Raw genomic sequence first — 7,370 nt, 5'->3', positions numbered from 1 at the left:
CCCTGGCCGAGGGACGCATCGCGACCGTCGAGCCTGGAGCTACCGCGCTAGCCGGCGACGAACGCCACGCGATCCTGTTGCCCGGCATGCCCAACCTTCACAGCCACGCCTTCCAGCGCGGCATGGCCGGCCTTGCCGAGCTTCGCGGCCCCTCCGCCGACAGTTTCTGGAGCTGGCGCGAGGTGATGTACCGCTTTGCCCTGTCGATGACGCCCGATCAGGTCGAGGCGGTTGCAGCACAACTCTATGTCGAGATGCTGGAGGCCGGGTTTTCCCGCGTCGGCGAGTTTCACTATCTGCATCACGACCGCGATGGAAAATCCTACGCCAATCTTGCCGAGATGGCCGAGCGCATCGCGGCGGCGGCCGGCGAAACAGGTATCGGCCTGACGCTTTTGCCGGTGTTTTATGCGCACTCGTCTTTCGGCGGCGCCGCGCCAAACCAAGGCCAGCGGCGATTCATCAACGATGTGAATCGGTTCTCGCGGCTTGTTGAGAAATGCCGCGAATTGGTTCGCGCGTTGAATCAGGCTGTCGTCGGCGTCGCTCCGCACAGTTTGCGTGCCGCGACGCCGCAGGAGCTAGCCGAAGTCGCCGCGCTGGCGCCGAAGGGGCCGATTCACATCCATATCGCCGAGCAAGTGAAAGAGGTCGAGGACTGTCTTGCCTGGTCCGGCGCGAGGCCCGTGGAGTTTTTGCTCGCCAATGCCAAGGTCGACAAGCGCTGGTGCCTGATCCACGCCACGCACATGACCGATGCGGAAACCGTTGCCATGGCCAGGAGCGGCGCCATCGCCGGTCTCTGCCCGATCACCGAAGCCAATCTCGGTGACGGCACTTTTGCCGCGCCGCTGTTCAGAGACCATGGCGGCCGCTTTGGCGTCGGCTCCGATTCCAACGTGCTGATCGGCCTGCCCGACGAATTGCGCCAACTCGAATATTCGCAGCGCCTCGCCCACCGCGCCCGCAATGTGCTGGCGGTCGCGGGCGGCTCGACCGGCCGGGCGCTGTTCGATGCCGCGCTGGACGGGGGCAGCGTCGCCCTTGGCGCCGGCATCTCGCAGATCGCCGCCGGCGCATCCGCCGATCTCGTCTCGCTCGATCCCAAAAATCCCTCGCTGGCCGGCAAGAGCGGCGACGCGATCCTGGACGCCTGGATCTTCGCCAATGGCGGCAAGGTCGACTGCGTCTGGGTGCATGGGTTCAAGCAGGTCAGCGGCGGCAGGCATGTGAAGCGAGAGGCTATCGCCGAGCGGTTTCGCAGCGTGATGACGGCGCTTTCGGCATGAGCATGGCCGGCACAGTGGTAGCGGACGGTGGCGGCTCGCTGCACCAGCGCATCCTGACCGACATCAGTGAGAAGATCACGTCCGGTGCCTGGGCGCCCGGCCATCGCATCCCGTTCGAGCACGAACTGAGCGTGCAATACAATTGCTCGCGCATGACGGTGAACAAGGCGCTGTCACAGCTTGCCAAGGCCGGGCTGATCGAACGTCGCCGCCGCTCAGGCAGCTTTGTGCGCCGGCCGCAGTCGCAAGCGGCGGTGCTGGAAATCCACGATATCCGCATCGAGGTCGAAGCGCTCGGCCTGCCTTACTGCTACGAGCGCGTCGCTCGGCACAAAAGGCGCAGCAGCGCCGAGGATCGCGCCCTGCTGGAATTGGGCTTGGCCGGACCGGTTCTGGCGCTGGAATGCGGGCATTTCGCCGGCGAGCGGCCGTTCGCGCATGAACAGCGGCTGATCAACCTCACCGCCGTACCCGAGGCAGCCGACGAGGAATTCGTGGCCATCGCACCAGGACCATGGCTGATCGGCCGCGTGCCGTGGAGCGAAGCCGAGCACCGGATTCGCGCTGTCGCCGCCGACAGACATATAGCGGCCGCACTCGACATCGAAGCCGGCGCGCCGTGCCTGGTGGTCGAGCGACGGACATGGAGCGCCGAACATCCGGTCACCCATGTGCGCTTTACCTACGCGGCCGAGAGCCACACGCTGGTGGCAAGGTTCAGGCCGTCGCAGGGGTAGCGCCGACGCTCCCTTCTCCCCTTGTGGGAGAAGGTGGATCGGCGCGACAGCGTCGAGACGGATGAGGGGTGTTCCAGCGGAGTGAGACGTTGGCGTTCCCTGGAACACCCCTCATCCGTCGCCTTCGGCGACACCTTCTCCCACAAGGGGAGAAGGGAAAGTCGACGCTTTAGATCGCGGCGGTAATAATAATCTCGACCAGATAGTCCGGGGTGGCGAGCTTTGCTTCGCCGGTGGCACGGGCTGGCGTGTTGCCCTGCGGCACCCACTTGTCCCATTCCGCGTTCATCTCGGCAAAGGTGCTCATGTCGGCCAGCCAGATGATCGCCTGCAGGATCTTGGTCTTGTCGGAGCCAGCCTTGGCCAGCAATTCGTCGACAGCCGCCAGAATGTCCCTGGTCTGCGAAGCGACGTTGCCGGTTGGCTGGCCGACCTGACCAGCCAGATAGACGGTATTGCCATGGATGACGATCTGGCTCATGCGCGGGCCGACATCGATGCGACGAATGCTCATTGGATGGTTCCTTCCTGTGACGGTTGCGCTTCTTTAGAGTCGCGGCCGGCTTGGGGCAAGGTCGCCAGGTCGAATCCCCTTGGGCCAACGGCATATGGCATGCACACACGGCAAGTTGACCCTGCGGCCGCAATTCCGCCGGATTGGCTTGTTGACTAATGTAATAACATCACATATCCAATCGGCCGCTGCCAGCAGCCGGATTTCGCCGCCTACGGATCGCAGAATGACAAATACCTGCCTGACATTCCGCGACCTGACGCTTGGCTACGGCAGCCATCCGGCGATCCATCATCTCGACGGCACCATCCGCAAGGGCTCGCTGACCGCTGTGGTCGGCGCCAACGGCTCCGGCAAATCGACGCTGATGAAAGGCATTGTCGGCGTCCTGAAGCCAATGGCCGGCGAGGTTATCCGCGCGCCCGGTGTACGTGCCGCCTATCTGCCGCAGCAATCGGAGCTCGACCGCTCTTTTCCAGCGCGCGTGGTCGATCTGGTTTCGCTCGGCCTGTGGCCACGACGCGGCCTGCTTGGCCGCTACACCAAGGAAGATCGCGATGACGTCAGCAAGGCGCTGATGGCGGTCGGCCTCGGCGGCTTTGAAAAGCGCCCGATCGACACGCTGTCAGGCGGCCAGTTGCAGCGCACGCTGTTTGCGCGCGTCCTGCTGCAGGACGCCGACCTCATCCTGCTCGACGAACCCTTCAACGCCGTCGACGCCAAGACGGTCGGCGACCTCATTGCCCTGATCAAGCACTGGCACGGCGAGGAACGCACCATCATGGTTGTCGTCCACGATCTGGACCTGGTGCGGCAGAATTTCCCCGAAACGCTGCTTCTCGCCCGCCAGCCGATCGCCTGGGGCGAAACCAGGGAAACGCTGAAACCTGACAACCTGTTGCGCGCCCGCCGCTTCCACGAAGCCTGGGAAGAAAATGCACCCTGGTGCGAGCCGGGCGAGGACGCTCATGGTGACGATCACCATGGCCACGATCACCATGACCATCGACACGGCGTCGGACCGAGGGCTGCCTGATGGACATGCTTTACGGTCTTGTCATCGCGCCCTTCGCCGATTTCGGCTTCATGCAGCGGGCTTTGATCGGTTCGCTGATGCTGTCGCTCGGCGCCTGCCCTATCGGCGTCTTCCTGATGCTGCGGCGCATGAGCCTGTCGGGCGACGCGATGGCGCATGCAATCCTGCCCGGCGCGGCCGCCGGCTTCCTGTTCTATGGGCTGGAGATCCTGCCGATGACCATCGGCGGCCTGATCGCCGGCGTCATCGTCGCGCTCGGCGCCGGCGCCGTCTCGCGCTTCACCATACAGCGCGAGGACGCCTCGATGGCGGCGTTCTATCTGATTTCGCTCGCCATCGGCGTGCTGATGGTGTCGATCCGCGGTTCCAGCGTCGATCTCATGCATGTGCTGTTCGGCACCGTGCTGGCGCTCAACGATGAGGCCCTGACGCTGATCGGCGGCATCGTCGCGGTGACGCTGGTCAGCCTCGCCATCTTCTGGCGGGCGCTGGTCGCCGAATGCCTCGACCCGCTGTTCCTGCGCTCGGTCAGCCGGCTCGGCAGTCCGGTGCATTTCATCTTCCTCGGCCTTGTCGTGCTCAACCTTGTCGGCGGCTTCCAGGCACTCGGCACGCTTCTGTCGGTTGGGCTGATGATGCTGCCGGCCGCAGCCGCCCGCTTCTGGACAGCTCGCGTCGAGCCGATGTGCGTGCTGGCGGTGCTGATCGGCTTCGCCTCCTGCGTCGCCGGGCTGCTTTTGTCCTATCACGCGTCGCTGCCATCCGGCCCGGCCATCATCCTTTCGGCCGGCGTCGTCTATTTCGCCTCGATCCTGTTTGGCACGCGCGGCATTCTGCGCGCGCGCATCATCCATCACCGTCACAGAACGGCCTGATCCCCGCCCCTAGAAGGAGACCCGTCTATGCTGAAATCGATCCATGCCGCCCTGGCGATGAGCGTTATAACATTAACCGCTTTTGGCACATCGTCGGCCTTGGCCGCACCGCTGAAAGTGGTCGCCAGCTTCACCGTCATTGCCGATTTCGCCAAAAATGTCGGCGGCGACCGCATCGACGTCACCACCATTGTCGGGCCGGATGGCGACGCCCATGTCTACGAGCCGAGCCCGGCCGATGCTGTGGCCATGGCCAAGGCCGACATCGTTCTGGTCAACGGCCTGCATTTCGAGGGTTTCCTGCAGCGGCTGGTCGATGCCAGCGCCACCAAGGCGTCGATCGTCACCTTGACCAAGGGCGTGAAGTCGATCGATTTCAAGCCAGAATTCGCCGACGCCGACGCGGCCGAAGGTGCCGGCACCGGCGGCGGCAAGACGGTCACCGATCCGCACGCCTTCCAGTCGATCGCCAATGCCAGGATCTACGTGAAGAACATCGCCGAGGCTTTCTGCGCGGCGGATGCGGAAGGCTGCGTCAGCTACCAGACCAATGCCGCCGCCTACACGAAGAAGCTCGACGCGGTCGAAGGTGAAGTGAAAGCGGCGATCGCCTCGATCCCAGAAGAAAAGCGCGTCGTCATCACCTCGCATGACGCCTTCGGCTATTTCGAGCACGCCTACGGCCTGACTTTCTTGGCACCGCAAGGCATCTCGACCGACTCCGAGCCATCCGCCGCCGACGTCGCCAAGCTGGTTACCCAGGTGAAGCAGGACAAGGCCGCGGCGATCTTCGTCGAGAACATCACCAACCCGCGCCTGATCGAGCAGATCGCCAGCGAGACCGGCATCAAGGTCGGCGGCACGCTCTATTCGGATGCGCTGTCGCAGCCCGACGGCCCGGCCGCGACCTATATCGACATGATGCACAACAACATCCGTCAGATCAAAGGCGCCATTCTCGGCAGCTGAGTATGGAGGATCGTCCAGCCGGGCCGCATCGGCCCGGTTGGATTTTCCGCCACGCAATGTCTATTTGGCAGAGAATTCCTTCGGTACGGATTGCCGCCCATGTCGGGGAGTGGCAAGACTGCCGCCTGACCAGTTTGCGAGGATGCTGCCATGGAATACCGCGAAATCAGCGAGGACTATTCGGTTTCGGGCCAGATCCAGCCTGAGGACGTCGCCGCCATCAAGGAAGCCGGCTTCAAGAGTGTCATCTGCAACCGGCCCGATGACGAACAGCCCGGCCAGCCTTCTGCCGACACCGTCAAGGCAGCGGTCGAAGCCGCAGGGCTCGCCTTCCGCTACATTCCGGTGATCAGCGGCCAGATCACCGCCGAGAATGTCGAGGATCAGGCCGAAGCGCTCAACGAACTCGACGGCCCGGTCTTCGCCTATTGCCGCTCCGGCGCCCGCTGCACCAATCTCTATGGGCTGATCCAACAGTCGAAGGGCTGAACGGCCAGGGCTTAAATCGGCAGTGCGCCGGTCTCCTTCAACGTCTCCAGCACGATCGCCGTCTTCACGTGCTGCACGGATTCGTGTGGCAGGAGCACGCCGTTGACGAATTCCGACAGCGACTTCAGGTCGGGCGTCACCACTTTCAAAATGTAATCCATCTCGCCGGTCAGCGCGTGCGCTTCCTGCACCTCAGGCAGCCGCGCCACCAGTTCGCCGAAGCGCCGCGCATTGTCGCGGTTGTGCGTGGCGAGCGTCACCGAAATGACGTTGACCAGGGAAAAACCGAGCTTGTCGCGGTCGAGAACGGCGCGATAGCCCTTGATAAAGCCGTCCTCCTCCAGCCGCTGGCGACGGCGCGAGCATTGCGACGCCGACAGGTTCACCCGCTCCGAAAGATCGTTGTTGGTCAGCCGCGCATCACCCTGCAACAGCGCCATTATCTTGCGGTCGAACTGATCAATGCGCGTCTCATCCATGGTTTTTCCTCACATCATGCACGCTTCACGCATGACATCATCATTTCAAGCGTTTGAATGCAAGCACCGTGCGCCTCCTCCGCGTTATGATCGTGTCAGGTGGCCTTTTCAGGCTAGGCCAGCTTTCGGAGGAATATCATGGGTCCCTTCCCGCACGACGCCCCGCCCGCTAGGATCAGCAAGGACAACCCGGCCGGCACCGATGGTTTCGAGTTTGTCGAATTCGCGCATGCGGAGCCGGAAAAACTGGCCGAGCTGTTCACCCGCATGGGCTATGCCGCGGTGGCCAGGCACCGCACGAAAGACATCACCATCTGGCGCCAGGGCGACATCAACTATGTCGTCAATGCCGAGCCCGGCTCGCATGCAATGAAATTCGTCGACAAGCACGGCCCCTGTGCTGCCTCTATGGCCTGGCGGGTGGTCGATGCCAAGTACGCTTTCGATCACGCGGTTGCCAAGGGCGCCACGCCTTACGAAGGCGCCGACAAGGCGCTCGACGTGCCGGCAATCGTCGGCATTGGCGGCTCGCTGCTCTATTTCATCGAGACCTATGGCAAGAAGGGTTCGGCCTATGATGCCGAGTTCGAGTGGCTGGGCGAGCGCGACCCGCGGCCGCAAGGCGTCGGCTTCTATTACCTCGATCACCTGACCCACAATGTCTATCGCGGCCAGATGGACAAGTGGTGGGATTTCTATCGCAATCTGTTCGGCTTCAAGCAGATCCATTTCTTCGACATCGACGGCAAGATCACCGGCCTGGTGAGCCGCGCCATCACCTCGCCCTGCGGCAAGATCCGCATTCCGCTCAACAAGTCCAAGGACGAGACCAGCCAGATCGCCGAATATCTGAAGAAATACAATGGCGAGGGCATCCAGCACATCGCTGTCGGCACCGACGAGATCTATGCCGCCACCGACAGGCTGGCCGAGAACGGGCTGAAATTCATGCCCGGTCCGCCGGAGACCTACTACGACATGT

At 63.2% G+C, this 7,370-nt stretch carries 9 protein-coding genes; 7 read left to right on the top strand and 2 right to left on the bottom strand.

Annotation, left to right across the window (positions count from 1 at the left end; translation table 11 throughout):
- Together EOD15_RS24450 and hutC are read left to right on the top strand one after the other, a co-directional pair.
- On the top strand, nt 1-1,289 hold a 1,289-nt coding region (locus EOD15_RS24450), incomplete at its 5' end, for a formimidoylglutamate deiminase (protein WP_127408912.1).
- Nucleotides 1,286-2,026, top strand: coding sequence for a histidine utilization repressor (gene hutC / locus EOD15_RS24445; protein WP_127323236.1), 741 nt, complete (start codon nt 1,286-1,288; stop codon nt 2,024-2,026). The genes EOD15_RS24450 and hutC, both read left to right, overlap by 4 nt.
- A 169-nt stretch (nt 2,027-2,195) precedes the next feature.
- Here the strand turns inward: hutC and EOD15_RS24440 are convergent, their stop codons facing one another.
- Nucleotides 2,196-2,540 (bottom strand): RidA family protein, encoded by a 345-nt coding sequence (locus tag EOD15_RS24440; RefSeq protein WP_127271894.1) that lies wholly within the window; start codon nt 2,538-2,540, stop codon nt 2,196-2,198.
- 226 nt (nt 2,541-2,766) lie between these two features.
- Here EOD15_RS24440 and aztA point away from each other — a divergent pair, with 226 nt between their 5' ends.
- From aztA to EOD15_RS24420, 4 genes are all read left to right on the top strand, one after another.
- The gene (gene aztA, locus EOD15_RS24435; protein ID WP_127322948.1) at nt 2,767-3,576 is read left to right on the top strand and encodes a zinc ABC transporter ATP-binding protein AztA; all 810 of its coding nucleotides are present in this window, start codon (nt 2,767-2,769) and stop codon (nt 3,574-3,576) included.
- Nucleotides 3,576-4,451, top strand: coding sequence for a zinc ABC transporter permease AztB (aztB, locus tag EOD15_RS24430; protein WP_127322949.1), 876 nt, complete (start codon nt 3,576-3,578; stop codon nt 4,449-4,451). The genes aztA and aztB overlap by 1 nt, the downstream gene beginning before the upstream one ends.
- A gap of 27 nt (nt 4,452-4,478) precedes the next feature.
- Nucleotides 4,479-5,420, top strand: a complete 942-nt coding sequence (gene aztC, locus EOD15_RS24425) for a zinc ABC transporter substrate-binding protein AztC (RefSeq protein ID WP_127408911.1) — start codon at nt 4,479-4,481, stop codon at nt 5,418-5,420.
- A gap of 150 nt (nt 5,421-5,570) precedes the next feature.
- The gene (locus EOD15_RS24420) at nt 5,571-5,909 is read left to right on the top strand and encodes a TIGR01244 family sulfur transferase (protein WP_127321732.1); all 339 of its coding nucleotides are present in this window, start codon (nt 5,571-5,573) and stop codon (nt 5,907-5,909) included.
- 11 nt (nt 5,910-5,920) lie between these two features.
- On the opposite strand, the gene EOD15_RS24415 is transcribed toward EOD15_RS24420, so the two are convergent.
- Complete coding sequence (locus tag EOD15_RS24415) at nt 5,921-6,388, bottom strand: Lrp/AsnC family transcriptional regulator (RefSeq protein WP_023762149.1); 468 nt, start codon at nt 6,386-6,388, stop codon at nt 5,921-5,923.
- Nucleotides 6,389-6,526: 138 nt separating this feature from the next.
- On the opposite strand from EOD15_RS24415, the gene hppD reads away from it, so the two are divergent.
- On the top strand, nt 6,527-7,370 hold an 844-nt coding region (hppD, locus tag EOD15_RS24410; protein ID WP_127408910.1), incomplete at its 3' end, for a 4-hydroxyphenylpyruvate dioxygenase.

The organism is Mesorhizobium sp. M7A.T.Ca.US.000.02.2.1, from assembly GCF_003996995.1.
GTDB lineage: Bacteria > Pseudomonadota > Alphaproteobacteria > Rhizobiales > Rhizobiaceae > Mesorhizobium.
The sequence above is the reverse complement of the archived record's forward strand: the minus strand, read 5'-3'. Positions and strand labels throughout refer to the sequence as shown.